Origin of the sequence: Pseudomonas sp. URMO17WK12:I12 (assembly GCF_000514395.1) — a bacterium.
GTDB lineage: Bacteria > Pseudomonadota > Gammaproteobacteria > Pseudomonadales > Pseudomonadaceae > Aquipseudomonas > Aquipseudomonas mucoides.
In genome coordinates, this window is sequence record NZ_AZVV01000016.1 from 1 (window position 1) to 24,261 (window position 24,261).

Consider the following 24,261-nt stretch of genomic DNA (forward strand, 5'->3'; position numbering starts at 1 on the left):
TTGCCGATGATTTTCGGCACGCTGAGGTTCTGGAAGATGCGCTGGTTGATGCGGTGCGCCAGGTAGGACAGTTGCGGGCGCAGGGTCACCGCGTAGCGGGTCAGGCGTTTGCCCGAATCACCCTGGGCGGCACGGTAGATCTGGCCGTGAATGCCGCTGCCGTCCGGCGAGAGCTGCAAGAAGGCCGGTTTGTGCAGCAGGGTTTCGAGGTCCAGGGACGGCTGTTCACTGACCAGCTCCACCTCAAACACGAACGGTTGGCTGATCGCCTCCCGGCCTTGCAAGGACAGCACCTGCAAATCGCTGGAGAGACCTTCGATGGTCAGGGCAAAGTGAGTCTGATTGGCCGGCGCGAACATCCCTTGTTCCTCGTGCAGTGCTGCGGCGTGCGCCAATGGCCGAAAAGGCCTCGGCAGACGCAAAAATTCTGGAAGGGCGAAAACAACATCGACCAGCAGAGCTGGCCGATGCTTGAGACGGTCGGCCTGATTTAGGCGACCGGCAGACGCCAGTCATCGGAACCCGAAGTACCGGAAACTTCGTGGGTCCAGGTGATTTTGCGGTAGGTGAACTGCACTTCTTCCAGGTGCGTGAAGTGCGAGTTCGACGGGTCCTGGCAGTTGTGCATTTTGTTGTTGATGGCGACGATGATGGCGTCTTCCAGTTTGGTGGTGTAGTAGTGCTCTTGGGTACCTTGAGCCGAAGTGCGGTACCACTGGATAACGATTTCGCTCATGCGCTCGCCGGAAGTCAGAGCGGCTTGCAGCAGTGGCGAGGACTTGTCGTAGACCTTGGTGATGACCACTGGCTTGTGAACGCGCTGACCGGTTGGCTGACCGGATTGCGGGTCACGCGGGATGATCACGTCGTGGCTGAAAGCCTGAACCATGACCTGGTCTTCGTGGCCTTCCTGGTAGGTGTTGCCAACCGAATCGGCGGTGAACGCGCCGGCGGTGATCAGACCTTGTTTTTCGCCAGTGACGGACATGTACGCTGGTGTAGCCATGGGTGTGCTCCTTGCTAAAAATTTTGGGGTGCCCGGGAGGCGTGTATCGCCCGGTGGGTGCCTGACTGTTATCAAGGTCCGTGCCAGAAGCGGTTAACGTTATATAAATCAGTGGGTTGAGTCGGTTTTATAACGATGGAAAAGATTTTCATCTTGGAACCCAAAGGAATGTGCGCAAGAACTTGCACACCACTGCGCAACTTCTTGCGCACTCGGCTGGAGGGCCTGACAGGCCGGGCGATCAGCCGCAAGGCAGGACATTTTTGGAGGATGAGTGCGCAACTTCTTGCGCATAACGGCCTTGCGCCACCCGTCATCGGCGCCTGACATCCGGTGCAACGAATGGGCCCGCCGCAGGGTCCATAGAAACAGCGCCGTCGAGCGTCCGAACAACCCTGAAACGGAGTGAGAACGACATGAAAATCCTGATGGTTTTAACGTCCCACGATCAATTGGGTGATACCGGCAAGAAAACCGGCTTCTGGCTGGAAGAATTCGCCGCTCCGTATTTCACCTTCAAGGACGCCGGTGCTCAGCTGACCCTGGCCTCGCCCAAGGGTGGCCAACCGCCGCTGGACCCGAAAAGCGACGAGCCCGACTTTCAAACAGAAGCCACCCATCGTTTTCGCAAAGATTCCGCCGCCCAAGCGGCGCTGGCGTCTACGGCGGTGCTGAGCACCGTGAGGCCGGAGGATTACGACGCCGTGTTTTATCCCGGCGGTCATGGTCCGCTGTGGGATTTGGCCGAAGACCGCTATTCGATTGCGCTGATCGAAGCGTTTATCAAGGCCGGCAAACCGGTCGCGGCGGTCTGTCATGCGCCGGGTGTGTTGCGTCACGTCAAAGGCACGGACGGCCAGCCGTTGGTCAAAGGCAAGCGCGTGACGGGCTTTAGCAACTCGGAGGAAGAAGCGGTGCAACTGACAAAGGTCGTGCCGTTTCTGGTGGAAGACATGCTGAAGGAGAAGGGCGGGATTTATTCCAAGGGTGATGACTGGGCGAGCTATGTGGTTGAGGACGGGTTGCTGATCACCGGTCAGAACCCGGCGTCTTCGCAGGCGGGTGCTGAAGCGTTGTTGGCGAAGCTCCGCTAAACCCGCAGCCGCTGGCGCACGTTGCGCCAGCGGCTACATGGGGTGTGTCTCAGATGGCATGCCCCAATGTGGCATAGCATTCTTCTACCGAGCGCCGCTGCGTCTCGGCATACAACCCCAGCTCATCAATCGTTAATCGTCCCAGCGCCTGTTCAAACGCCTGTTGATTCGAATGCTCGCCATAGTGGGTTTGCGCCGCGTCTCCCAGGTTCGACTGGAAAATCCCCGCCGCACTCACCGGCAGAAAGTCCTCATACACCAGCGGTTCGACCCGCAGATACCCGCCGTCCAGCAAATCCTCCAGCGACAACGATTCCAGCTTGTCCGCCTGCAGGCCTTTTTCCGTCACGAAGTAGCGAAAGTACGCCAGTTCCTGTCGGCGCATGCCTTCGTACGTGTCAGGGAATTCGCCAAAGTGCTGGGTCATCAGCGCGTTGTAGCGTGCGGCATTGGCTTCATTGGGGAAGTCTTTCAACTCGTCCCGAGCGGCGTTGAGCAAACGGTCGTACAACGCCCGTCCCTTGGGTGTCAGCGCGGCGCCACGCTGCTCGATTTCACCGAAACGCGCGCTGTGGCTGCCACGGGTTTCAGCTTGATCGGTGAATGCAACCGGCTCGTCCAGCGCTTTGAAACTGGTCTGGCGCAGCAGGATCGGGCACTGCCGGCGGGGCGGGCCTTCGACCACCGCTTTAGGGGTGATGCCGTGGGCAGGCATCTGCGCCTGGACGATGTCGATGTCCAGCGTGCGCGGGGTGAGGTGGTTGATGTGCGGGCCTTTGAAGGCCACGACGTCGGCGATCAGGCGATGCTGGTGGCTGAGTTTCTGGTATTGCTCGGCGGTAACCGTGGCGCTGTGGTGCCAGCGGAAGGTTTCCAGCGCCTGTTCGACGAACTGCTGCGCTTCTTGTTCGGTAAGGCCGCCCTCGGTTTCCGCACGTTCGATCAGGGTCAGCGCTGCCGGGGTGAAGATCTGGCGTTTGTCCAGCACCGACTGGGCGAAGGCCCGCAGGTCCAGGTCTTCGATCAGTTCCAGGCGCAGCAGCGAGGTGAATACGCGGAAGGGGCTGACCTGCAACGCGTCTTCATGCACCGCGCGAAACGCCGTGGAATGCACCGGCACGCCGGCCGGGGTCAGGTCGTAATAACCCACCGGTTGCATGCCCATCACGGCGAACAAACGGGCGAGCGTGGCCAGTTCTGCGGCGGTGCCGACGCGGATTGCACCGTGACGTTCCAGATCCAGGCGTTCGATTTCGCCGGTGCTGTTCAGCTGACGGGCGATCTGCGGGTCGTTGTCCAGCACGTATTGGTTAGTCTGCTCCACTAACTCCATGAGTGCGCCGTACAGGGGCACTTCTTCGCGGTACATGTCGGACATCGCTTTGGAGAAGCGTTGACGGATCAGGTCAGGGCTGACGAAGGGTGACTGGCTCATGAAAGAAATTCCCGGCGCGGTGACGTAAAGGATGTGCGAAAAGATCGCAGCCTTCAGCGGCGCCGACAAACGAAGAATCTTACGGACTTCATTCTCCCCAGGACTGCTGCACTACCGCTCGTGTAGCCGCAGCCTCGCGTTGCTCGTCAGCGGCTAAGGGTCGCGTTAGAGGGTCGCGTTACAGGTGCGAGCGGCTTTCGGTGCGCAGCGATCCCAGGAACTCGCGATACAGACGTGCGGTATTGGCCGGCTGTTCGACCATTGGCATGTGCCCGACGTGGTCCCAGATATGCACCCGCAGATCGACGATGCCTTTGCTCCAGACGGCCACGCTGCTGACGTCGATCAAACGGTCCTTGTGCCCCCACAGCAGCAGCGCCGGGCATTTGATGTCAGCCAGTTTGGGTTCCATCGGCGGGCTGGCGCGGAAGTCGTTGAAGATTTCTTCCAGCTCATCGCGACTTTGCTCATAGCGCTGGGCAACGGCGTCCAGCACCACGCCAGGCACCCACGGCGGTTCGGCCATGGTCATGGCGTAGAAACGCCGAAACTCTTCCCGCGAATGAATCAGAAAAGGGTTGTGCCCCTTGGCCAGGTGTCGCTCCAGATCACTGGCCTCGGGCGCAGTGACGCCGGCCGGGTCGATCAGCGCCACAGAAGCGATGCGGTCCGGGTAGGTGGCCGCCAGCCACGCCGCGATGTAGCCGCCCATGGAGTTGCCGATCACATGCACTTTCTCGACCCCGCAGACGTCGAGCAGCTGGATCATCCGCTTGGCCTGCAACGGGATGTCATAGCCGCCACCGGCCTTGAAGCCGGTTTCGCCATGGCCGGCAATGTCTGGAATGATCACCCGATGCGTACCGACAAAATGCCGGGCGAAGCGCAACCACAGGTTTTTGTCGGCACTGTAGCCGTGCAGCATCAGCACACTGCTGGACGCCTCATACGGCCCGCCTTGCCAGGTCGAGACGGTCATTTCGTTGATCGGCACGACGATCTTGTGCAGCCGATACAGCTTGGCTTCAATCGCCATGTTCCAGTCGTACAGCCAATAACCGATGGTCGGGTAGCTCAACCAGCTCCAGGCCACGATAACCGCGATAATGACGACCAATAGAAGCATCGGATGACTTCCTTAAACGTGATCAGGACAGAATGTGGTCGGCCGGTTTCAAGGCCCGGGTCAATCGGTGATAGCTGAAACTAAACCCCGGAAACATGGCGATCACATGACCGCTCTTGCTTTGATACCAGCTGTGACAGCCTCCAGACTTCCAAACGGTGCGCTCCATTTCCCTGTGGATCATTTCAGTGTAGGTACGTTCCGCTTCGGGGCGTACTTCAATGCTGCGTAAACCCTGTGCTTTTAACGTACGGATGCAGTCGAGGATGTAATTCATCTGCGATTCGATGATAAACAGCGCCGAGGTGTGGCCAATGCCGGTGTTGGGGCCGGTGACGATAAACAGGTTCGGGAAGTCCGGCAGGCTGGTGCCCAGATAGGCCCGCGGGTACTGCGCCCAGACGTCCTTGAGTCGTGTGCCGTGTTTGCCGGTGACGGGGTAGGAAATCACCCCGTCAGTGGCGTCGTAACCGGTGGACCAGACGATCAGGTCGAGGTCGATGTGCTGGCCGTCCTGAGTGACGATGCCGGTTTCATCGATGGACGCGATGCCCTGTTCGCGACTGTGCAACGTTACGTTGGGGCGGCTCAGCGCCGGGTAGTAGGTGCTGGAGACCAGCACGCGTTTGCAGCCGATGGTGAAGTCCGGAGTCAGTTTTTTGCGTAGTTCGGGGTCCGGCACCTGGCGCTTGAGAAAGCGCAAGGCCTGATGCTGAACCATGCGGATCGCCGGTTTCGAGTATTTGAAGGCAATCACGCGGGTTTCGAACTGCCAGTAGATCATCCAGCGCAGCAGTTTGTAGGCCGGTTTCAGGCCCAGCAGCCAACGCTGGAAAGGACCAAACGCGCGGTCAGCCCTCGGCAATACCCAGTGCGGCGTGCGCTGGAACACATGCAGGTGCGCGACGTCCGGGGCAATCGCCGGAATGACCTGCGCGGCGCTGGCACCGCTGCCGACGATGGCCACGCGTTTTTTCCGGTAATCGTAGGAATGGTCCCAATTGTTGGTGTGAAAGGTCTTGCCCTGAAAGCGTTCCACGCCTTCGAAGTGCGGGACGACCGGTTGGCTCAACGGCCCCGTCGCGTTAATCAGAAACTGCGCGTAAAACGTGCCTTTGCTGCCGGTGTGCACGGCCCAGCGTTTGTTGGTGTCATCCCATTCGATGCGTTCGACATTGGCCTCCAGCTCGACCCTGTCGCGCAGGCCGAAGTGTTCCACCACGTACTGGGTGTAGTGGTGCAGTTCCGCCTGTTGGGCGAACATTTGCGTCCAGCGATAGGGCGCAAAGGACAGCGAATAAAGGGGCGAGGGCACATCCACTGCTGCGCCTGGGTAGGTGTTCTGGCACCAGGTGCCGCCAAAAAAGTCCCGCCGCTCCAGCAAGCGAAAATCGTCGATGCCGGCCTTGAGCAAATTGATCGCCGCGCACTGACCGCCAAAACCGCTGCCAATGATCAACACTTGAAAAGTCTGCATGGGCCTCCTTTTTTAGAGTTATTGATTGAACCCTCCCTTCATGTATAGCCAAACATTGGGGACTCGCCTCGTGGCAATACCCCGGTATTCAAGCCGCTCACCGGTGATGGCTATTTAACGTCGCCCTGATAGACTTCAAACGCACCTGCAAGCCCGGTGTAATCCGGTTCCGATGAGTGGCGCAGAGGCCCTATGGCAAAAGCGGGGAAAGGACTTTCATTAGCCAGGAGGCTTTATACATCGCGAACCCTGGGCCTGGCCTTGGGATTGTTGTGCGTGGGCGCGGCGATGTACCCGCTCGACCCGGCACCGTGGGTGTGGGGGCTGATGCTGTTCAACGGCGTGTTGTGGCCGCACGTTGCTTATCAGTGGGCACGTCGGGCCAAGGTGCCGTTTCACGCCGAGCACCGCAACATCCTGGTCGACGCCTTTCTCGGCGGTTTCTGGGTCGCGGCCATGCAGTTCAATCCACTGCCCAGCGTTGCAACGCTGTCGATGATGGCGATGAACAACGTCGCCATCGGCGGCATGCGATTCCTGTTGGTGGGCACCGTCGCGCAAATACTCGGGATGGGGGTGGGGTGGCTGGCGTTTACCCCCGCGTTCATTCCGTCGACAACACCGTTGCAGATGTTCGCCTGCATGCCGCTGCTGATCCTGTATCCCTTGGCGCTTGGCTGGATCTGCTTCCGTCAGGCCACCACCCTGGGTCAGCAAAAGCGCGAGTTGCTGGCCCTGAGCCGTACCGACAGCCTGACCGGCCTGCTGAACCATGGCGCCTGGAAGGATCAACTTGAAGTCGAATTCCAGCGCTGCCAACGCCTGCAGCAGGGCGGGGCGATTGCGCTGATCGACATCGACCATTTCAAAGCGATCAATGACACCTACGGCCACGTCGCCGGGGACATCGTGTTGCGCCAGTTGAGCAAAATGCTCAAGCAAAACCTGCGCGTCGCTGATGTGGCCGGGCGCTATGGCGGCGACGAGTTCTGCGTGATCCTGCCCGATATGCCGTTGAACAGCGCCGCTGCGACGATGGAGGCACTGCGCGACCGCTTTGCCACGTTGGGTTACGAGCAGAGTCCGGCGTTGAAAGTCAGTTTGAGTATTGGCCTGGCGTCTTTCAGTACGGCGCACACCGATGCGACGTTATGGCTCAACGATGCGGATCAGGCGTTGTATGAAGCCAAGACCACGGGCCGCAATCGCGTGATCTGCCGCACCAATGGAAAGCCCTATCGTGAACTGCTCGACCCGGTCTGACCCTTTACTGCAGGTTAATCTTCGGCCATGGATTCTTGTGTGTCGCATTCGGTCTAGAGCCTTGCGTCGTAGTCAGGTAGGGTGTTTTTGACCCCGACACGAAACAAGGACCGATTCATGACGCTCAATCTCCCTCGCTCCCTTCTGGTCACCAGTCTGACCCTCGCCCTCGGCGCCTTCGCTCCTGCAGCCTTCGCCGAACCGCACAAACAAGTCCTCGCCGATTCCGAGCAATACAAGGGTGAAGCCCTGAAACTGCTGGAGCGGCTGGTCAACATCGACTCCGGATCCGGCTATGAGCCCGGCCTGACGCAAGTGCGCGACATCGCCATCGACGAGCTGAAAAAGCTCGGTGCGACCATTGAGCTGGTGCCCAACACACCCGACAAAAGCAGCCACGTGATTGCGACGCTGAAAGGCACCGGCAAGGCGAAAATCCTGCTGATGGCGCACATGGACACCGTCTTCAAGGAAGGCTCTGCCGCCGAGCGCCCGTTCCATATTAAGGACGGCCGCGCCTATGGGCCTGGCGTGATGGATGACAAGGGCGGCATCGTCGCCGGGATCTATGCGCTGAAAGTCCTGAAAAGCCTCGACTTCAAGGACTACGCGCAGATCACGTTCCTGCTCGACGCCAGTGAAGAAACCGGCTCCGACGTCGCCACCGACCTGATCAAGAAAACCGCCAAGGCCCACGACGTGACCCTCAACCTCGAACCGGGTCGTCCGGCGGATGGTTTGGTGGTGTGGCGCAAAGGCAGTGCGACGGCGGTGGTGGAAGTCAAAGGAAAAGCCGCTCACGCCGGTGTCGCGCCGGAACTGGGGCGCAACGCTGCCATGGAAGCCGCGCATCAGATTCTGCAACTCGGCAAGTTGGGTGATGAAGAGAAGAAAACCACCATCAATTTCACCGTGATCAAGGCCGGCGACCGGACCAACGTGATCCCGGACCAGGCCACGGCCAAGGCTGACGTGCGGGCGGCGGTACCGGAAGAATTCGACCGGATCGAGAAGGATCTGGCGCGGGTTTCCAAGGACAAGCTGATTGCGGATACCGAAGTCACCACCACCCTTCAGCGCGGATTACCGCCGATGCCGCAGACGGCGGAGTCGGATCGGTTGATGGCCATGGCGCAGGGGATTTACGGCGAAATTGGTCGCAAGTTGACCGAAGAAGGCAGCGGCGGGGCGGCGGATGCCAGTCTCTCGGCGGGTGTGGGTACGCCGACACTGGATGGGTTCGGGATTGTGGGCGGCAATATCCATACACCTGAAGAGTACGCGGAGGTAGAAAGCGTGGCGCCGCGGATTTATCTGTTGTCGCGGATGATTATGGAATTGACCAAGCAGTAATCCGCACCACTGATCGTTCCCACGCTCCGCTTCGGAATGCAGCCCTGGACGCTCCGCGTCCCTTCGAAGCCGAACGCGGAGCGTCCGTTGAGGCATTCCCACGCAGAGCATGGGAACAATCATCACTCCTTCACACGCATAAACTCTTCGGCCCAACGAATGTAGTCCTCAGGCTGCGTGTACGTATGCGTCAGCTCCGTCGCGCTCAAGTCGGACGCCTGGGTAAAGATCTGCCGCTGCTCGCGCAAGCTGTCGTACGTCGCCTTGATCGCCGCAAAGTAAGCGCCATGCCCGTCAATGGTCACCCGCACGCCCAGTTCGGCCAGGCGTTTGTCGTCGCGCAGCGCCGGGTTGCCGTAGGTGACCAGCATCAGCGGCACGCTCAGGTGTTCGGCGATTTTTTCCAGTTGATCGAAGTCCTGCACGCCCACCATGCAGATCCCGTCTGCCCCGGCGGCTTGGTACTGCTGGGTGCGACTGATGATTTCCTGGATCGGCAGAATGCCGGCGTTGGTGCGGGCGATGATCGCCATTTCCGAATCAACCCGGGCTTCCAGCGCGGCGCGGATCTTGCCGACGCCTTCTGCGACCCCGATCAGGTCGGTGGATTTGCGGCCGAATTGCGCCGGCAGCAAGGTGTCTTCAATAGTCAGGGCGGCGATGCCGGCGCGTTCAAGTTCGACGATGGTGCGCATCACGTTGAGCGCGTTGCCGTAGCCATGGTCGGCGTCGGCGATGACCGGTAGTTGCGCGACGCGGCCAATGCGCGTGGCCTGTTCGGCGAACTCGCTGAGGGTGATCAACGCAAAGTCGGGGGCGCCCAGCACCTGCAACGATGCGACGGAGCCGCCCAGAATTCCCACTTCAAAACCCAGGTCAGCGGCAATGCGGGCCGACATCGGGTCGAAGACCGAAGCCGTGTGATAGCAGGTGTTGGAAGCGAACAATTCGCGAAAGTTACGGCGCAAATCTTGATGGGAAAGCCTGGACATACGAGTTCCACCACTGCAATTGGAATGGAAGGGCTTGAGCAAAAGTGTCAACGCCGAAGGAACAAAAGGCTATCACGGGGGCGGGGGGCAAATGATGACGAATTTACAGGGATGCCGGTTTTTTCGTCGGTGCGTTCAGAAAAAGGCCGCAGACCTGATCGGTCTGCAGCTTGCGGCATGTTTAACGGTGGCGCTTTCAGCCGTTAGCCGTCACGTTCCAGATTTGCTTGATTTCATGGATGTTACCCACGTTATAGCGAAGCACGAATTCGCCACACGGGGATTGCTTGGTAGTCTCGACGGGAGTGTTGATCACGTTGGTACCTGCACGCAGCAGCGGGGTTTCATTCCAGTTGTTCGTTGGCTTGTTCATGTTTTCTTCCTTTGGTTTTTATCGGGTAGCGAATGACTACCACTATTAAGCAGTGCCAGCGTTTTTTCAAAGAACGCTGTTTCCTGCGTAGCAATACCGGGATAAGTCGGTATGTAGTTTTCGTCGAAGCACCACGCTTCTTCGTTTTTAACCGATCGTTGAGGATGGATCAGTAAACTCAACGAAGCGGACATTGTTTTCGGGGGGAGCTGCTTGTGTATTTCCTGTAGTGGAAGCATGTGCAGGACCTCGCCGGGTGCGAGTTTAAGTACTCGCTCTTCGCCGAGTATCGGTCTTGCATTCACGCGAATCGGTGTGTCATCAAGTATTTTTCGGGTCACGGTTATATAGCCGTCGCCGCTGTAACCCATGGCATAGATTTCAAAGTCGTGGGTGTGGTTCAAATCGTAGATGAACGTTTCACTTTCGTCTTGAGAAGAGACCGGTGACCAAAAACCCAAACGAACAGTAAACAGGTCATTGTAATACAGAACAAAAGCGTAAGCGCTATAGATACTGTTGCGTGTGCTGAAACCTTCTTGCTGAATAATGTTGTAAAGGTGCTCGCTCAGCAAGGTACGGTTGGTACTCAGTTGACGTAAGTCTTCTATTATTTGTGGCTTGTCTCGCTCTAGATCGTAAGCCGCCATTCGCTCAACAAATGTATTCAGCTTCATGCCGCTTCACTCTGTTGTTCGAGTAAAACATTCAGGCGACTGTTTTGCAGGTTTCTCAACAGTGGTACGAAATGCAGTGCGGCTTGCGGATCGATTTTATGAATGACCTGAAATGCTTTCCACGCGACGGCGGGGTGGTAGTGATAAATCAATTCTTCGGCCACTTTGCCAGCCCCTGGATCCTGCGCCGCTTCAAGTAGTTCAAGGCTCACCAGGTAGCGTGCGGCGCTATCGTCATGGGGAAACCAGGCGATTTTGTGTCGAGAGGCACGATCAAATACCCCGATATCTGCGCTTTTATCTGGCAGGTTGATACTGCCAATGAATGTCGCGTGCCCGTCGCCTGTGGGGTTGCTGTCGAACAGGACCTTCGTACCGTCGATGAATAACGGGTTGTTGGCGTCGACAATGACCTGCTTTCCAAGTATCAGATTGTTGGCTTCTACTCCATAGAGCTGGACAGGAAATGACTGGTCGTTGATGGCAAACAAAACACTGTTGCCTGGAACGGTGTACAGCTGCGGTGACGGCGGTGCGCGATCAGGTACTTTGAGACTGATGTTTCCACTGTCGTTGCAGTACAGTGTCAATGTTCCGGTGAGGGTGTTTGTTGACTTCATGATCGTCGCGCTTTTAGATGTTTCATGAGGGTGTTCAGGCGTGTTATGCAGCACGCTGACTAACTTATGAATTTCAGCGGATGTGTCCAGTGTTTTTAAAGTGGTTATCAGTTCGTTGGATGATAAGGTTGCGTTTAAAAGTGTCTTGATCATGAAGTGTTCTGCTTCGGTTCTTTGGGGTGGGGCGATCAGCTGGTTTGAGGTTGTGCGAAATACCGGGGCGTAAGATCAATTGTCTATAGGACGTTGCGTGGTGGGCTCGTTTAATGTGGCCGGTTTGTGTTTTTAGTATGGGGAGGACGACCACTAAAGGCAATTTAGTAGTTGTTAGTTGATGTTGTCAGTTGTTAATGGATGTTTATGGTGGGCTGATCCGCTATGGCGGAACTTTGGTTTACATTGATTATTAACACCAAGGCGACACTGTTACGCCGCCACAGCCTGCTGCTGTTGCTTCAACAAAGGCACCGCACGCACCGAATTGCCAGGTTGCAGTTGCAGGCGTTTGGCGGTGAGGCGGTCGACCACCAAACTGTTGCCGACCAGGCGTGCCTTGGCCACGGTAATGCGGCAGTTTTCCAGGCGTCGGTTGTGGATCAGCCACACCGGGGCCTGTTCGTCGGGTGTGCCAATGGCCAGTACCAGCGCCTGGCTGTCGCGCACGCTACGGATTTTCGCCACCGGCGCTTCGATCACCGGCCCGGCGTCGAAGATGTCGATGTAACCCTGATGGGCAAAGCCCTCGGCATTCAGGAGTTTCATCGCCGGCACGGTGTTCGGGTGCGCTTTGCCGATCACCGCCTGGGCCTGCTCAGTCAGCAGGCAGGTGTAAAGCGGTTGGCGCGGCATCAGTTCGGCGATGAAGGATTTATTGCCCAGCCCCGACAGGTGGTCGGCGTAGCTGAATTCCTTTTTGAAGAAGTGCCGGCCCAGGCTGTCCCAGAACGGTGAACAGCCGTGCTCGTCGGCGCTGCCACGCAGTTCGGCGATGAGTTTGTCGCCGAACAATTGTGGGAACTCGGCGACGAACAGCAGCCGTCCCAGCGACAGCAGCCGGCCGTTCGTACCCTGGCGTTGATCGTGACGCAGGAACAGCGAGCACAGCTCCGATTGGCCGGTCATTTCGTTGTTCAGGAACAAGGTCGGAATCTGTCGCGCAATCCCAAGATCCGGCGAAGCGCTGACAGTCAGCCCGACCCGGTAGTTGTACCAGGGTTCACGCAGGCCAACGGCGCCAGACATTGCACTGACGCCGACCACTTGCTGATCGTCATCCTCCAGCACAAACAGGTAATCGGCATCCGCACGCTCCACCTGTTCGGCAAATGTCCGCTGGGCCCAGCGCACCCGGTGCACCAGGCGATCCTCGTTGGCCGGCAGCGTGGTGAACCCCGGGCCGGCCTGTTGCACCAGATCCATCAAGGCGGGCAGGTCGGTGACGCGAACCGGGCGGACAATCATGATGCAGCTCCTTCTTTGCGCCAGTTCGGGCGCTGTCGTTGGGCACAGGGCCGGGTGATGCTCACAAGGCGATCAGCCGGATCGGGCTGCCATCGGTCACGTTCAAGGCCTGACACATCTCGGCGCTCAACCCCACCGGTTGCCCGGTTACAACATCCAGTTCAACGACGATCGCGCGATAGCCTTCGAGCGCATCGTTGCTCACCAGGTAACGACCGCGTGCATCGATGGATGAGCGCCGTTGCACCGTGCCTGTCTGGCTTTGGGCGATGGAGAGCACGTTCGAAGTGCGCGCATACAGGGTAGGGCCACCGTCGAACAGGTCGATGTAGCTGTTGGTTTCAAAGCCTTCGCGCTCAAGAATATCGAAGGCCTCCTGGCCGTCCGGGTGAATCCGGCCAATGCAGTCCTGGGCCGCCTGGGGCAGCATCGGCACGTAGATCGGGTACTGCGGCATCAGTTCGGCGAGGAAGGTCCGGGTTTCCAGTCCGCACAGCCGTTCGGCCTCAGTGTAAGGCAGGTCGAAAAAGTGTTTGCCCACCGCATCCCAGAACGGCGATTGCCCCTCATCGCTGCTGTAGCCGACGATTTCGGTGATGACCGCGTCGGCAAAGCGCTGCGGATGGGCGGCGATGAACAGCAGCCGTGCCCGTGACAGCAGCTCCGAAAATGCAGTGCGCACCAGCGTGGTATCGATGTGAAAGCCGCGCAGCAAGGTGTGACCGTTGAGGTCCTGGCACAGCGACAGCGCCGGCACGCCATGTTCGATGTTCAGTTCCCGGGAGGCGCTGGTGAAGTGGCGGTTACGCAAGCTGTAGAACGGCTCGTTGAAGCCGGCGGTGGCCAGGAGCTCTGAACAACCTGCCAGGCGTTGGGTCGTCAGGTCCTCCAGCACGAAGAAGTAATTCTCCGGGCCCTGTGCCTCAACGTCTTTTTCGAATGAGGCGCAGGAATCGATAATCCTCTGGCGCAGGCGTTCGGTGTCGTCCGGCAACGACGTGACACCCACCAGGCTGTCGCGCGCCAGTTGTTGTAACTGGGGCAGGTCGGTTAACTCGACTGGGCGTAAGACCAGCATGGATGTACTCCTGTATCAAAGGGTTCGGCGATGTGTTCCGAACCTGACTATCACTGTCGGTTTCCACGCGTTGAAGCAGCGATCGGCTGATTTGTTGTCAGACGCCGCCCTTTTTATCTTAAGCCGTTGCTCGGCTCGGACAGCACCCTGGGGGAGCCGGTTTTGTTGAGCAAAAAATAGGTCAGTCCCAAGGCTATGGCGCGGGGAGGGTGCGTAAACAGGCGGGGCCAGTGCAGATGGACTTGTTGCAGGTGGGGACGTGGTTGCAAGAGAGGGCCGAGCCCGTTACGCCGGTACGGGGCCAGCAAGGCGCGTGTGACCTTGCGTTCCGACGACGTCAGCTCCAGGCCGGCGTCGGTGATCAGGTCTCTGAAGGTGGGCATCCGGGCTCCTGCTGGATGGCGATGTCGGTTTCATTTCACAAATTGCGAAAGCAGTATTTATGTAGCCGAGCCTACAAGTCTAGTGAATTTTTCCACGCCTTTTTTGAGCCCTAAAACAGGGCGTAAACCGCGCGCTAAAGGGGCTACATGGTAGTCGATAGAGCTTGTAGGCTATCGCCCATAAACGTGTCGGAGATTGCCGAGTTTCACCGGCCCGCTGCAGGGGCAAGCCAGGCGTGCCGGTTGAAACGAAACGCCCTGAGTCGGGCTTCTTGCGGCACAATCAGGCGAATATCGTCGGCGCGTTGCCGTTTCCGTTTCATCGCCAGGGTGTTTATCCGTGCAAACAACCCGTTTGACCTTGATCTGTCACGCTCGAACCGTCGCACAGAAATTGGCGCGTTTTCCTACGAACGAACCGCTGGAAATGGATTGGCAATCGGCGAAGGGGTCGCGTCGTCATGCGTTCAAAGGGACGCCGCGTTTGCTCTGCGGTCCGGAATTGCGCACCCGGCAAACGGCCGCACTGTTTGGCGATGAAGTTGAAGTGGTCGATGCATTGAGCGATTGCGACTTCGGGCAGTGGCAGGGCGTGCGCATTGATGACCTGCAAACGTCGCAGCCCGAGGCGCTCCAGGCCTGGCTCGATGACCCAACCTCGGCGCCCCATGGCGGTGAGTCGGTGGCGCAACTGGGTCAGCGTGTGGCGCAGTGGCTGCACACCCTTGAGGCAACGCCGGGGCATGTTATTGCGGTCACCCATCCGTTTGTCATTCGCGCTGCGCTCACCCTGGTATTGCAGGGTGCGGCGTTCAACCAGATTGACGTTGAACCGTTGTCAGCCATTGAGTTGCGGTTCACCGGCCGCTGGCGCCTGCGCTTGCTCGGCACTGATGCCCAAGGAGTGCTGTGATGAGAAAACTGTTGGTCATCGGCATCGGCGCCGGTAATCCCGACTACATCACGATGCAGGCTGTGAAGGCGTTGAATCTCGTCGATGTGTTTTTCCTGATGGACAAGGGCCAGGACAAAGATTCACTGATCCACCTGCGTCGCGACATCTGCGAACGCTACATCACCGATCACGACTATCGCTTCGTCGAAGCCCACAGCCCCGAGCGTGAGCGCGGTGAGGTGGACTACACGAGCAGTGTCGAAGACCTCAACCTTGCCAAGCAATTGACCTTCGAACGCCTGATCAACGAGGAAATGACTGACGAGCAATGCGCCGGTTTCCTGGTGTGGGGCGATCCGGCGTTGTACGACAGCACGATCCGGATTTTGCAGGCGATCCTGGCGACGGGGCGCTGTGTGTTCGAGTTCGAGGTGATCCCCGGCATCACCAGCGTCCAGGCATTGGCAGCGCGCCATAAAGTGCCGCTCAATCGCATCGGTCGCTCGATTGAAATCACCACCGGGCGCCGTTTGGCCGCGGGGCAGGTGAGTGACGCGGACAGTGTGGTGGTGATGCTGGATGCGCAAGATGCCTACCGTCAGGTGGCTGATCTGCAGACCGAGATTTACTGGGGGGCTTATTTGGGGACGCCGGATGAGATGCTGATCAGCGGCAAGCTTGAAGAGGTAGCGGATGAGATTGAGCGGGTGCGCAAGGCGGCTCGATTGGCGAATGGGTGGATTATGGATACCTATCTGCTGCGCAAGCCTTGAATCCAGTGGTGTCTAGGCTGGCCTCATCGCGAGCGAGCTCCCACAGGAATTTCAGGCGTTATATCGATCCAATGTGGGAGCGAGCTTGCTCGCGATGGGGCCCTGAAGGTCAGCTCAAATACCAGCCATGTCCCCACGCCCAAACCGCTCCCGGTACACCGACGGCGGCACCCCCACCACCCCCCGAAACGCCACCCGAAAACTCTCCACCGACCGATACCCGCACTGCTCGGCAATCTGATCGGTATTGTGCCCGGTGCCCTCCAGCAACTCCCGGGCCCGCGCCAGTCGCTCATGCTGCAACCAGGCTTTTGGCGACATCCCGGTGGCTTCGGTAAAGCGGCGCAGAAACGTTCGCTCACTCATCGCCGCCTCGCTCGCCAGATCACGAACCTCCAGCGGCTGGTGCAAGCGCTCCCGCGCCCATTGCATGACGCGTGACACGTCACTGCGCGGCGTCGGGCTGACCGGTGTCGGAATAAACTGCGCCTGGCCGCCAGTGCGTTGCGGCGACATCACCAGCCGCCGAGCCACCGTGTTCGCCACTTGCGTACCGAAATCCCGCGCCACCAGGTGCAGGCAGGCATCGATGCCCGCTGCGCTGCCGGCCGAGGTAATCAATTGACCGGCATCGACATACAACACCTGCGGGTCCACCAGAATGTGCGGAAAACGTTCAGCCAGTTCAGTGGTGTAGCGCCAATGGGTGGTAGCGCCGTGACCGTCGAGCAAACCGGTCGCCGCCAGCACAAACACCCCGGAACAGATCGACAGCAATCGCGCCCCGCGTGCATGGGCCTTGCGCAAGGCGTCGAGCAAGTGTTCGGGCACCGGCGCATGACGGTCGCGCCAGCCGGGAATGATGATGGTCCGGGCATCTTCGAGCAGCTCCATGCCACCATCGGCCAGCACCTGAATGCCGCCCATGGCGCGCATCGGGCCTTGGTCCACGGCGACAATCCGGTGTTCGTACCACGGGAAGTCGAACTCTGGCCGTGCCAGGCCGAAAATCTCCACGGCAATGCCGAATTCGAAAGTACAAAGGCCGTCGTAGGCCAGAATCGCGACCAATCCAGGGTTAGGCTGCATTTGGCGGAAAGTTCCCGGTGAGTGTCTTGTGCGCCACTGTAGCGGCAAGTGGCGGGCGGATAAAGTCTTCTCACGCCCACACACTATGGAGTACAGAACATGACCAGCCTGGTTCGCGAAATCCCCGCCGCCCCTTCGGCCATTGCCTTGATGCATTTCAGCAACCGCCTGACTTTCGAAACCGACTGTTCCGACGTCCACACCAGCCAACAGGCCGGCGAAGTGGATTTTGTGCTGGTGGACGTACGCGGTCCGCTGGCGTTCGAGCGCGGCCATGTGCCGGGCGCGATCAATATTGCGGGGCGATTGCTGACCGCTGAAGGTCTCGCGGCTTACCCGAAAAGCAGTTTGTTCGTGGTGTATTGCGCGGGCCCGCATTGCAACGGCGCCAACAAGGCCGCTGTGAAACTTGCGGCACTGGGTTACCCGGTCAAGGAAATGATCGGCGGGGTGACGGGGTGGCTGGATGAAGGGTTTGAGTTGAGTGTGGCGGTGCAGCGGCCAGCCTCGACCGCCATAGGGTGTGAATGTTGATCAACCATTGCGCATAGCGGACGAAACGGTCCACCACCCATCCAGCGTCGCCTGCAACCAGTCATATACGGCGGTGTAGGCGGCGCTGTCCTGTTCACCCCGAGGCAACGGTGATTCCTCACCAAAGTGTTCATTGAGCATCGCCACCGACCCGGCATTCCACTCCGGATGGAACTGCAACCCCACACGCATCGGCCCCACCCGATACATCTGCTGTTCGCATTGAGCGCTGCTGGCGAGCAATTGCGCGCCGGGCGGCAGATCAATCGCGTCTTCGTGCCACTCCAGCACCTTCAGCCGCTGGCCATCGGCGAACGTCACCTCAGTCCAGCCGGTTTCGGTTCGATCCATCCGCCGCACCTGTCCGCCCAGACTCAACGCCAACAACTGCGCCCCCAGGCAAATCGCAAACACCGGAGCGCCCTGATTCAGGCTGCCCGCCAACCACTGCCGCTCGGCTTCCAGCCAGGCCGGGCCAGCACTGGATTCGTAAGGCCCACCCAACACCATCACCGGTGTCGCGCTCACCGGAGGCAATTGGCCGAGGTCTGCGCGAAAGACGTTCAGCGTCAAGCCTCGGGACGTGGCCCATTCAGCAATCGCCCCGGGACCTTCGGCGGGGTGGTGCTGGATCAGGTTCAATGTTGGCATCAGGATTCCCTGTCGTTTTTGTGTGTAGGTTTTGTCTGATTAAAGGACTTGTCCTACAGTCTGTGCACTGCGGTGGCGCACACTTCAAGGGACTCCGTTACGCGAGCCACTTTTCTGTAAGTATTTGTCGCTTAAACACAATTTGCCCATTTGAAGCCACTCTAGACTGCCGACCACTTCGGTTTTCACCGGCCGAAAGCCAATCGTAAGCTGCCAATAAAAGCCTCCGCACACGGGAGTTATAAATGAAAAAGCTAGTGATGTTCGGTGCCCTGGCACTGTCGATGTTGTCCCTGACCGCTGTGGCCGATGACGCCAAGCCGATCCGCATCGGTATTGAAGCCGGCTACCCGCCATTCTCGATGAAAACCCCTGACGGCAAACTGACCGGTTTCGACGTGGACATCGGCGATGCGCTGTGTGAGCAGATGAAAGTCAAATGTACGTGGGTCGAGCAGGAATTCGACGGCCTGATCCCGGCGCTGAAAGTGAAGAAAATCGACGCGATCCTGTCGTCCATGACCATCACTGACGACCGCAAGAAGAACGTCGATTTCACCATCAAGTACTACCACACGCCGGCGCGCTTCGTGATGAAGGAAGGCACCGACGTCAAGGACCCGCTGACCGATCTCAAAGGCAAGAAAGTCGGTGTGCTGCGCGCCAGTACCCACGACCGCTTCGCCACCGAAGTGCTGGTGCCGGGCGGGATTCAGCTGGTTCGCTACGGTTCCCAGCAGGAAGCCAACCTGGACATGGTCTCTGGCCGCGTTGACGCGCTGCTGGCCGACTCGGTCAACCTGGACGACGGTTTCCTGAAAACCGACGCCGGTAAAGGTTTCGCCTTCGTAGGCCCGGAATACAACGATCCGAAGTACTTCGGTGGCGGCGCCGGCATTGCCGTGCGCAAGGGCGATACCGCCCTGGCCGAGCAGTTCAATGCCGCTATCACCGAAATCCGCGCCAACGGCAAGTACAAGCAAGTGCAGGACAAGTACTTCAAGTTTGACGTTTACGGCGAGTAATCACGCTGTTCAAAAAAGTGGCAACCGTTGACGCGGTTGCCATTTTTTTTGTGCATTCTTTCTAGCAACAGAGAACGCTGTAGGAGTGAGCCTGCTCGCGATAGCAGTGGGTCAGTCGAAATTTAATGACATGACCCACCGCTATCGCGAGCAGGCTCACTCCTACAGGGGGATCTCACTGTTCAGATTTCAGGAGTTTATCCATGCAACGCACCGACCATTCACTGCCCTGGAGCCACCTGGGCACCGAACGTACCCTCAGCGTGTTTCGCTACGGCGCGGGCACGCGCAAGGTCTACATTCAGGCCAGCCTGCATGCGGACGAACTGCCGGGCATGCGCACGGCGTGGGAGTTGAAGAAACGCCTGGCCGAACTCGACACCCAAGGCCAACTGCAAGGCGTGATTGAACTGGTACCGGTGGCGAACCCGATCGGCCTCGATCAGCACCTGCAAGGCAGCCACATGGGCCGCTTTGAACTGGGCAGCGGCAAGAACTTCAACCGCTCGTTTGTCGAGCTCAGCGCACCGGTGGCCGCGTTGATCGGTGACCGATTGGGCGACGATGCGCAGGCCAACATCGCCCTGATTCGCCAGACCATGGGCCAGGTCCTTGATGGTTTGCCGGCACCGGCCTCGCAACTGGAAGCCATGCACCGCTTGCTGTTGCGCCATGCGTGTGATGCCGACATCACCCTCGATCTGCATTGTGATTTCGACGCGGCGATTCATCTCTATGCCTTGCCGCAGCATTGGCCGCAGTGGCAATCCCTGGCTGCGCGGCTGAAGGCTGGCGTAGCGTTGTTGTGTGAAGATTCCGGCGGCAGCTCGTTCGACGAATCGTGTTCTTCGCCATGGTTGCGTCTGGCGCGGGCGTTTCCTGACGCCGCTATTCCCCCGGCCAACCTGGCGACGACGCTGGAGTTGGGCAGCATGGGCGACACGCGGGTTGATCAGGCTCAGGCTAACTGCGAGGCGATCCTCGGTTTTCTGGCCGAGCAGGGATTCATCAAGGGCGCATGGCCGGCGGCACCGAGCGAATGCTGTGAAGGCATGCCGTTCGAAGGCACCGAGTACCTGTTCGCGCCGCATCACGGGGTGGTGAGCTTCCTGCGCAACGCCGGTGAATGGGTGGAGCGGGGCGATGCACTGTTTGAAGTGGTCGACCCGTTGAATGACCGGGTGACCACCGTGCGCGCCGGGACGAGCGGCGTGTTGTTCGCGATTGATCGCGGGCGGTATACGCAGCCGGGGACGTGGCAGGCGAAAGTGGCGGGGCGCGAGCCGATTCGGGTTGGGAAGTTGATTAACGATTAACTTCGGAGTCTCTAGTGCTTCCCCTGGCCTCATCGCGGGCAAGCCCAGCTGCCACAGGGGATCAGTGTTGAACACACATCTGTGATTCAACAAAGCCCCCTGTGGGAGCAGAGCTTGCTCGCGATGGGGTCATCAGCAACACCTGATATATCAGGGCCCACAGTGCTAGGCTCACCCCCGAATCCTGTTTCTGTAAAGGAAGGCCAATGTTGAAATTTCTCGCCATGCTGACACTGCTGGCATCCGCCTCGGTCCACGCTCAAACCCCGCTGCAATCCGATCTGCCCCTCAAGTACCTGGAACAAGCCAACCCCGAGTCGCAACACCAGCCACTGGTGATTTTCCTCCACGGTTACGGCAGCAACGAGCAGGACTTGTTCGGCATCAAAGATGATCTGCCCGCGACTTATACCTACCTGTCGGTGCGGGCGCCGATGACCCTGGAAGAGGGCAGCTACCAGTGGTTTACCAAGAAGGGCGAGGGCGCCTATAACGGCAAAACTGGCGACTTGAAGTCCAGCGGTCAGGTGCTGCTGGATTTCATCGCTCAAGCAGCGAAAAAATATCACACCGAACCCGACAAGGTGTTCCTGGTGGGGTTCAGCCAAGGCGCGATCATGTCCTACGAAGTGGCGTTGCGTCACCCCGAGGCAGTCGGCGGGATTGCAGCGTTGAGCGGACGGGTTCTGCCAGTCCTGAAATCAGCGCTCAAACCGGATGAAAACCTCCAGAAACTGGCGATCTTCATCGGTCATGGCAAAGAGGACAACCGCCTGCCGTACAAGGACGGAACAGACGCCGACACCCTGCTGAAAAGCCTGTCCCTCAAGCCTGAGTTTCATGGCTACGAAGGACTCGGCCATAACATCAGCGAGGCCGAGATTGTGGATTTGAACGCCTGGCTGCAGCGCCTCAACCCTTGAAGCTTACTTGCCGGTGACGATCTGTTTGATCAGCGTTTCATGCGCGGCCATGTCACCCGGACGGGAAATCACCTGAACCACTGCCATGCGGTTACCCGACGCCGCCATCAGCGTGGTGTTGAGGGTCATGCCGCCCCCTTGCGTGGCGGTGCTGTCCACCTGACGCAACCCCAGGCCTGACGCTTTCTGTGTCAGGCTTTTTTCGCTGAGTTTGTTGAAATCCGGCAGGGCCTTGCGTTGTGCGGCTTCGAAATCGGCGGCCGTACCGTCGAGAAACGCGCCGTCGTTGTCTTTGACGGTGACGTCTTTCGGCAGGTTGTTTTCCGCGGCGATCACCACGGTCTTGGTGGTTTCGTTGGTGTACATGGTGCCGCTGGCGCCGGACGGGCTGGCCGGCAGCGTGTTGGCGGTAAAGCCCTTGGGCAGGGAGAAGGTGAACTTGCCGCCCAGCATCGAGACTTTCTGCGTGGACGATGGCGTGGTGGCCGTGGCCTTGGCGGCCTGTGCATTCAACGCGCCCAGACTGGCAACCGCCGTCAGCAACAGGACAACGGCTTTTTTACTCAACAGTGACATGCAAAAAACTCCAGGGATGATCGCGCTTTGAGGGCGATCATCCCATGGACGTTGTGAAGCATTCCAGCGCGGCGGTGGTTTACACCCCGCGTTGCGACGGATAGCTGCTGATCACATCAAGAAACTCGATCCGCCGATCCTCGGCCAGCAACTCCGGCAGCAGCGCTTCGTACACCTGGCGATAGGGTTTGCTCAGGTGACGGGCGATGAAGTCTTCCTTGCTGCAATTCCAGGTTTCGTACAGCACCAGGGTGTTCGGCTCGTCTTGCAATTGGTGGACCCAGGTGTTGACGAAATCCGGCTCGGCAGACATCTGGTGCACCACCTCCAGCAGCCGTTCCCTGGTTTCGGCGAAACGTTCGGGTTTGGCTGGCAGGTAAACGATAAACGCGACTTGATCACTCATTTCATCACCTTCAAATGCTGGAGTCGGGACCGGATCTGGAGACTCAGGCCTGGTTTTGCGGGAACAGGTTGCGACGGGTTTCTTCGTCGAACTCGGCCTTGAGCACCAATTGCTCTTTCAAGCCGTGGGCACGTTGAGCGGCTGGGCGGGCGCTGATTTCATCGAACAGGCGCTTGACGTTCGGGTACGCCGCCAGTCCGTTTTCGCCGAGGATGTACGGCGCGTAGTTGGCCCAGCCCCAGAGCGCCATGTCGGCGATGCTGTAGGTGTCGCCGGCGAGGTATTGATGATCGGCCAGGCGCTGGTCGAGTACGCGGTAGTGACGTTCCACTTCTTTCAGGTAACGGTTTTTCGCATAAGCGAGGTCTTCCGGCGCGTGGTGCAGGAAGTGCACGGCTTGACCCGAGAACGGTGACAGGCCGGTGGCGATGAACATCAGCCACGACAGCAGTTCGGCATTGCCGGCAGCGGTGGTCGGCAGGAAACGCTGATGTTTTTGCGCCAGGTGCACCAGGATGGCCTGGGAGTCAAACACTGTGGCGTCACCATCAACGAGTGCTGGAACCTTGGCGTTCGGGTTGATCGCCAAAAAGGCTGGCAGGTGCTGCTCGCCCTTGAAGGTGTCGACGCCGATCAATTCGTAAGGCGTTTGCAGTTCTTCAAGCAGCAGGGCAACTTTCATCGGGTTAGGCGAAGGGTGGAAAAAGAATTTCATGGTGCAGGCCTCAGTCGGGTGGGTTGTGAACTGAGGCTGATGTTGAGGGAAACCCGTTCGATTGACGTACGAGGTTGTTGCTTTACTCGTTCGATGTTATCGAACGTGTTGCGATAGCCGTCTCGGAGGATCGCGTGGTGGCAATCACCGCGCCACCAATGATCAACAGCGCGGGCACGATCAGGATCGGACTGGCCTGGCTATCGCCCACGGTGATCAACAGCAGCGTGGAAATCAGCGGCGCCAGGTAGGAAAGCGCCCCCAATGTCGCCAGACTGCCGTGCTTGGTGGCGTGGTCCCAGGCCAAAAACGCCAGGCCCACCGGTCCCAGGCCCAGGCAGAGGATCGCGGCCCATTGACCGGCATCCGGCCAGACCGTGGTTTCAAACAGCAGATGGCAGATCAGCCCGCCGATGGCCACCAGGCCGCAGACACCGCCGATGGTGTTGCTGGGCACGTCGCTGAAGCGTCGATTGAAGACTGAATAAACGGCCCAGATCAGCGCACAGCCAAACGCCGCGAGATAGCCGGCCACCGGCATCGCCGCACCCGCCGCTGGTGCGTGTTGCTGCATGATGAACGCCGTGCCGGCGAGCCCTAGCAGCGCGCCGAGCATCTGTCGCTTGTGCAGCTTTTCCCCGGCCGATAACGCTGACAACAACACCAGCAACAAGGGCCAGAGGTAGTTGATCAGACTGGCCTCGGCGGCTGGGGCGGCTTTGAGCGCGAAAAAATACAGCGCGTGATAGACGAAGATTCCGCTGAACCCGGTCGCCCAGACGGCCCAGGGTTGTCGCCAGCTGCTGAAACCGGCGATGCCACGTCGCCCCAGAATGACCACGCTCGCCGCGAAGGCCACACCGAAACCGAGCGCCATCAGCTGAAACGGGGGAATGCCTTGGGTGAGGGTGGTCAGCAGCGCGAGGCAGGACCAGAGGAATATGGCGACAACGCCCACGGCAGTGGCTGAGCGGGCAGTGCGCACGGGTAACGTGGCGTGATTCATGTCTGGTCCTTCAG

Annotated in this window: 26 protein-coding genes and 1 pseudogene; 9 read left to right on the forward strand and 18 right to left on the reverse strand. The window is 59.1% G+C overall.

The features are described from left to right. Both D882_RS0121855 and D882_RS0121865 read right to left on the reverse strand, forming a co-directional pair. Positions 1 to 359: contractile injection system protein, VgrG/Pvc8 family (locus D882_RS0121855; RefSeq protein WP_027923554.1), on the reverse strand; the 359-nt coding region annotated here is incomplete at its 3' end. A gap of 131 nt (positions 360 to 490) precedes the next feature. Next, the gene (locus D882_RS0121865) at positions 491 to 1,006 is read right to left on the reverse strand and encodes an Hcp family type VI secretion system effector (protein ID WP_007948242.1); all 516 of its coding nucleotides are present in this window, start codon (positions 1,004 to 1,006) and stop codon (positions 491 to 493) included. A gap of 416 nt (positions 1,007 to 1,422) precedes the next feature. Here D882_RS0121865 and D882_RS0121870 point away from each other — a divergent pair, with 416 nt between their 5' ends. After that, entirely contained in the window at positions 1,423 to 2,100 is a 678-nt protein-coding gene (locus D882_RS0121870) for a type 1 glutamine amidotransferase domain-containing protein (protein ID WP_027925202.1), read from the forward strand. Between the two features lie 49 nt (positions 2,101 to 2,149). On the opposite strand, the gene D882_RS0121875 is transcribed toward D882_RS0121870, so the two are convergent. The 3 genes from D882_RS0121875 to D882_RS0121885 form a co-directional block, all read right to left on the reverse strand. Continuing rightward, positions 2,150 to 3,535, reverse strand: a complete 1,386-nt coding sequence (locus tag D882_RS0121875; RefSeq protein WP_027925203.1) for a VOC family protein — start codon at positions 3,533 to 3,535, stop codon at positions 2,150 to 2,152. A gap of 178 nt (positions 3,536 to 3,713) precedes the next feature. Further along, entirely contained in the window at positions 3,714 to 4,661 is a 948-nt protein-coding gene (locus D882_RS0121880) for an alpha/beta fold hydrolase (RefSeq protein WP_027925204.1), read from the reverse strand. 22 nt (positions 4,662 to 4,683) lie between these two features. Next, positions 4,684 to 6,138 (reverse strand): NAD(P)/FAD-dependent oxidoreductase, encoded by a 1,455-nt coding sequence (locus D882_RS0121885; RefSeq protein WP_027925205.1) that lies wholly within the window; start codon positions 6,136 to 6,138, stop codon positions 4,684 to 4,686. Positions 6,139 to 6,330: 192 nt separating this feature from the next. Here D882_RS0121885 and D882_RS0121890 point away from each other — a divergent pair, with 192 nt between their 5' ends. Both D882_RS0121890 and D882_RS0121895 read left to right on the forward strand, forming a co-directional pair. After that, positions 6,331 to 7,401 carry a diguanylate cyclase gene (locus D882_RS0121890; protein WP_027925206.1) on the forward strand — a complete coding sequence of 357 codons (1,071 nt, stop codon included), beginning with the start codon at positions 6,331 to 6,333 and terminating at the stop codon, positions 7,399 to 7,401. A 117-nt stretch (positions 7,402 to 7,518) separates the two neighbouring features. Next, a complete protein-coding gene (locus tag D882_RS0121895) occupies positions 7,519 to 8,754 on the forward strand; it encodes a M20/M25/M40 family metallo-hydrolase (protein WP_027925207.1) in 1,236 nt (411 codons plus the stop codon). A gap of 122 nt (positions 8,755 to 8,876) precedes the next feature. On the opposite strand, the gene D882_RS0121900 is transcribed toward D882_RS0121895, so the two are convergent. From D882_RS0121900 to D882_RS1000000132730, 7 genes and pseudogenes are all read right to left on the reverse strand, one after another. After that, a complete protein-coding gene (locus D882_RS0121900; protein ID WP_027925208.1) occupies positions 8,877 to 9,746 on the reverse strand; it encodes an oxaloacetate decarboxylase in 870 nt (289 codons plus the stop codon). A 196-nt stretch (positions 9,747 to 9,942) separates the two neighbouring features. Then, positions 9,943 to 10,119 carry a hypothetical protein gene (locus tag D882_RS1000000132910; RefSeq protein WP_172825910.1) on the reverse strand — a complete coding sequence of 59 codons (177 nt, stop codon included), beginning with the start codon at positions 10,117 to 10,119 and terminating at the stop codon, positions 9,943 to 9,945. Then, positions 10,116 to 10,796, reverse strand: coding sequence for a hypothetical protein (locus D882_RS0121910; protein ID WP_027925209.1), 681 nt, complete (start codon positions 10,794 to 10,796; stop codon positions 10,116 to 10,118). Before D882_RS0121910 ends, D882_RS1000000132910 begins: the two co-directional genes overlap by 4 nt. After that, entirely contained in the window at positions 10,793 to 11,569 is a 777-nt protein-coding gene (locus D882_RS0121915) for a hypothetical protein (protein ID WP_027925210.1), read from the reverse strand. Before D882_RS0121915 ends, D882_RS0121910 begins: the two co-directional genes overlap by 4 nt. A 273-nt stretch (positions 11,570 to 11,842) precedes the next feature. Next, complete coding sequence (gene astA, locus D882_RS0121920) at positions 11,843 to 12,877, reverse strand: arginine N-succinyltransferase (protein ID WP_027925211.1); 1,035 nt, start codon at positions 12,875 to 12,877, stop codon at positions 11,843 to 11,845. A gap of 61 nt (positions 12,878 to 12,938) precedes the next feature. Then, the gene (locus D882_RS0121925) at positions 12,939 to 13,955 is read right to left on the reverse strand and encodes an arginine N-succinyltransferase (RefSeq protein WP_027925212.1); all 1,017 of its coding nucleotides are present in this window, start codon (positions 13,953 to 13,955) and stop codon (positions 12,939 to 12,941) included. A gap of 251 nt (positions 13,956 to 14,206) precedes the next feature. After that, positions 14,207 to 14,338: pseudogene (locus tag D882_RS1000000132730) on the reverse strand (MurR/RpiR family transcriptional regulator); the annotation flags it as partial. A 340-nt stretch (positions 14,339 to 14,678) separates the two neighbouring features. On the opposite strand from D882_RS1000000132730, the gene D882_RS0121935 reads away from it, so the two are divergent. Together D882_RS0121935 and cobF are read left to right on the forward strand one after the other, a co-directional pair. Then, complete coding sequence (locus D882_RS0121935; RefSeq protein WP_027925214.1) at positions 14,679 to 15,251, forward strand: histidine phosphatase family protein; 573 nt, start codon at positions 14,679 to 14,681, stop codon at positions 15,249 to 15,251. After that, positions 15,251 to 16,006 carry a precorrin-6A synthase (deacetylating) gene (gene cobF / locus D882_RS0121940; protein ID WP_027925215.1) on the forward strand — a complete coding sequence of 252 codons (756 nt, stop codon included), beginning with the start codon at positions 15,251 to 15,253 and terminating at the stop codon, positions 16,004 to 16,006. Before D882_RS0121935 ends, cobF begins: the two co-directional genes overlap by 1 nt. Positions 16,007 to 16,120: 114 nt before the next feature. Here the strand turns inward: cobF and ftrA are convergent, their stop codons facing one another. Continuing rightward, positions 16,121 to 17,095 carry a transcriptional regulator FtrA gene (gene ftrA / locus D882_RS0121945; RefSeq protein WP_027925216.1) on the reverse strand — a complete coding sequence of 325 codons (975 nt, stop codon included), beginning with the start codon at positions 17,093 to 17,095 and terminating at the stop codon, positions 16,121 to 16,123. A 99-nt stretch (positions 17,096 to 17,194) separates the two neighbouring features. Here ftrA and D882_RS0121950 point away from each other — a divergent pair, with 99 nt between their 5' ends. Next, on the forward strand, positions 17,195 to 17,629 hold the full coding sequence (locus D882_RS0121950) for a rhodanese-like domain-containing protein (protein ID WP_027925217.1): 435 nt from the start codon (positions 17,195 to 17,197) through the stop codon (positions 17,627 to 17,629). On the opposite strand, the gene D882_RS0121955 is transcribed toward D882_RS0121950, so the two are convergent. Then, complete coding sequence (locus D882_RS0121955) at positions 17,630 to 18,280, reverse strand: type 1 glutamine amidotransferase (protein ID WP_027925218.1); 651 nt, start codon at positions 18,278 to 18,280, stop codon at positions 17,630 to 17,632. 245 nt (positions 18,281 to 18,525) lie between these two features. On the opposite strand from D882_RS0121955, the gene D882_RS0121960 reads away from it, so the two are divergent. The 3 genes from D882_RS0121960 to D882_RS0121970 all read left to right on the forward strand — a co-directional run bounded on the left by D882_RS0121960 (position 18,526) and on the right by D882_RS0121970 (position 21,544). Further along, the gene (locus D882_RS0121960; RefSeq protein ID WP_027925219.1) at positions 18,526 to 19,305 is read left to right on the forward strand and encodes an ABC transporter substrate-binding protein; all 780 of its coding nucleotides are present in this window, start codon (positions 18,526 to 18,528) and stop codon (positions 19,303 to 19,305) included. A gap of 203 nt (positions 19,306 to 19,508) precedes the next feature. Beyond that, positions 19,509 to 20,621, forward strand: coding sequence for a M14 family metallopeptidase (locus D882_RS0121965; RefSeq protein WP_027925220.1), 1,113 nt, complete (start codon positions 19,509 to 19,511; stop codon positions 20,619 to 20,621). 206 nt (positions 20,622 to 20,827) lie between these two features. Continuing rightward, on the forward strand, positions 20,828 to 21,544 hold the full coding sequence (locus tag D882_RS0121970; protein WP_027925221.1) for an alpha/beta hydrolase: 717 nt from the start codon (positions 20,828 to 20,830) through the stop codon (positions 21,542 to 21,544). Between the two features lie 3 nt (positions 21,545 to 21,547). Here D882_RS0121970 and D882_RS0121975 read toward each other — a convergent pair whose 3' ends face one another. From D882_RS0121975 to D882_RS0121990, 4 genes are all read right to left on the reverse strand, one after another. Continuing rightward, the gene (locus D882_RS0121975) at positions 21,548 to 22,120 is read right to left on the reverse strand and encodes a hypothetical protein (protein ID WP_027925222.1); all 573 of its coding nucleotides are present in this window, start codon (positions 22,118 to 22,120) and stop codon (positions 21,548 to 21,550) included. Positions 22,121 to 22,199: 79 nt separating this feature from the next. Further along, the gene (locus D882_RS0121980) at positions 22,200 to 22,526 is read right to left on the reverse strand and encodes a putative quinol monooxygenase (RefSeq protein WP_027925223.1); all 327 of its coding nucleotides are present in this window, start codon (positions 22,524 to 22,526) and stop codon (positions 22,200 to 22,202) included. Between the two features lie 43 nt (positions 22,527 to 22,569). Further along, entirely contained in the window at positions 22,570 to 23,241 is a 672-nt protein-coding gene (locus tag D882_RS0121985) for a glutathione S-transferase family protein (protein WP_027925224.1), read from the reverse strand. A gap of 82 nt (positions 23,242 to 23,323) precedes the next feature. Further along, a complete protein-coding gene (locus D882_RS0121990; protein WP_027925225.1) occupies positions 23,324 to 24,247 on the reverse strand; it encodes a DMT family transporter in 924 nt (307 codons plus the stop codon). Between the last annotated feature and the right edge of the window lie 14 nt (positions 24,248 to 24,261).

Bases quoted from the DNA above. Each gene is read 5' to 3' on its own strand.
- D882_RS0121865 (WP_007948242.1), bottom strand. From the start codon at position 1,006: ATGGCTACACCAGCGTACATGTCCGTCACTGGCGAAAAACAAGGTCTG.
- D882_RS0121870 (WP_027925202.1), top strand. From the start codon at position 1,423: ATGAAAATCCTGATGGTTTTAACGTCCCACGATCAATTGGGTGATACC.
- D882_RS0121875 (WP_027925203.1), bottom strand. From the start codon at position 3,535: ATGAGCCAGTCACCCTTCGTCAGCCCTGACCTGATCCGTCAACGCTTC.
- D882_RS0121880 (WP_027925204.1), bottom strand. From the start codon at position 4,661: ATGCTTCTATTGGTCGTCATTATCGCGGTTATCGTGGCCTGGAGCTGG.
- D882_RS0121885 (WP_027925205.1), bottom strand. From the start codon at position 6,138: ATGCAGACTTTTCAAGTGTTGATCATTGGCAGCGGTTTTGGCGGTCAG.
- D882_RS0121890 (WP_027925206.1), top strand. From the start codon at position 6,331: ATGGCAAAAGCGGGGAAAGGACTTTCATTAGCCAGGAGGCTTTATACA.
- D882_RS0121895 (WP_027925207.1), top strand. From the start codon at position 7,519: ATGACGCTCAATCTCCCTCGCTCCCTTCTGGTCACCAGTCTGACCCTC.
- D882_RS0121900 (WP_027925208.1), bottom strand. From the start codon at position 9,746: ATGTCCAGGCTTTCCCATCAAGATTTGCGCCGTAACTTTCGCGAATTG.
- D882_RS1000000132910 (WP_172825910.1), bottom strand. From the start codon at position 10,119: ATGAACAAGCCAACGAACAACTGGAATGAAACCCCGCTGCTGCGTGCA.
- D882_RS0121910 (WP_027925209.1), bottom strand. From the start codon at position 10,796: ATGAAGCTGAATACATTTGTTGAGCGAATGGCGGCTTACGATCTAGAG.
- D882_RS0121915 (WP_027925210.1), bottom strand. From the start codon at position 11,569: ATGATCAAGACACTTTTAAACGCAACCTTATCATCCAACGAACTGATA.
- astA (WP_027925211.1), bottom strand. From the start codon at position 12,877: ATGATTGTCCGCCCGGTTCGCGTCACCGACCTGCCCGCCTTGATGGAT.
- D882_RS0121925 (WP_027925212.1), bottom strand. From the start codon at position 13,955: ATGCTGGTCTTACGCCCAGTCGAGTTAACCGACCTGCCCCAGTTACAA.
- cobF (WP_027925215.1), top strand. From the start codon at position 15,251: ATGAGAAAACTGTTGGTCATCGGCATCGGCGCCGGTAATCCCGACTAC.
- ftrA (WP_027925216.1), bottom strand. From the start codon at position 17,095: ATGCAGCCTAACCCTGGATTGGTCGCGATTCTGGCCTACGACGGCCTT.
- D882_RS0121950 (WP_027925217.1), top strand. From the start codon at position 17,195: ATGACCAGCCTGGTTCGCGAAATCCCCGCCGCCCCTTCGGCCATTGCC.
- D882_RS0121955 (WP_027925218.1), bottom strand. From the start codon at position 18,280: ATGCCAACATTGAACCTGATCCAGCACCACCCCGCCGAAGGTCCCGGG.
- D882_RS0121960 (WP_027925219.1), top strand. From the start codon at position 18,526: ATGAAAAAGCTAGTGATGTTCGGTGCCCTGGCACTGTCGATGTTGTCC.
- D882_RS0121965 (WP_027925220.1), top strand. From the start codon at position 19,509: ATGCAACGCACCGACCATTCACTGCCCTGGAGCCACCTGGGCACCGAA.
- D882_RS0121970 (WP_027925221.1), top strand. From the start codon at position 20,828: ATGTTGAAATTTCTCGCCATGCTGACACTGCTGGCATCCGCCTCGGTC.
- D882_RS0121975 (WP_027925222.1), bottom strand. From the start codon at position 22,120: ATGTCACTGTTGAGTAAAAAAGCCGTTGTCCTGTTGCTGACGGCGGTT.
- D882_RS0121980 (WP_027925223.1), bottom strand. From the start codon at position 22,526: ATGAGTGATCAAGTCGCGTTTATCGTTTACCTGCCAGCCAAACCCGAA.
- D882_RS0121985 (WP_027925224.1), bottom strand. From the start codon at position 23,241: ATGAAATTCTTTTTCCACCCTTCGCCTAACCCGATGAAAGTTGCCCTG.
- D882_RS0121990 (WP_027925225.1), bottom strand. From the start codon at position 24,247: ATGAATCACGCCACGTTACCCGTGCGCACTGCCCGCTCAGCCACTGCC.